Consider the following 250-nt stretch of genomic DNA (forward strand, 5'->3'; position numbering starts at 1 on the left):
TTCGCCCGAAGGCTCAAGACCCTCAGCGGTCTCACGCCATACGAATACATCTGCAAGATCTGGACTTCAGAGCCAGACAGATTCAATGTCGATCCGATCCACCAAATGCCGGGACTGAACACCTAGGTGGATTTTCCGCTCCCGATCCGGCAGCGATGCCGGGAAGAAGGAGCGAAAGATGGCAAGACGTCCGAGAAGAAACCACAGTGCCGCGTTCAAGGCGAAAGTCGCATTGGCGGCACTGAAGGGC

General features: G+C 56.4%; 2 pseudogenes. One reads left to right on the forward strand and one right to left on the reverse strand.

What is annotated here, in order from left to right:
* A pseudogene (locus EU800_RS26650) lies at window positions 1–126 on the forward strand (IS481 family transposase); the annotation flags it as partial.
* Here EU800_RS26650 and EU800_RS27470 read toward each other — a convergent pair.
* Window positions 67–250: pseudogene (locus tag EU800_RS27470) on the reverse strand (hypothetical protein); the annotation flags it as partial. The pseudogenes EU800_RS26650 and EU800_RS27470 overlap by 60 nt on opposite strands.

It is taken from the genome of Tropicimonas sp. IMCC6043, from assembly GCF_004146235.1.
Lineage (GTDB): Bacteria > Pseudomonadota > Alphaproteobacteria > Rhodobacterales > Rhodobacteraceae > Tropicimonas.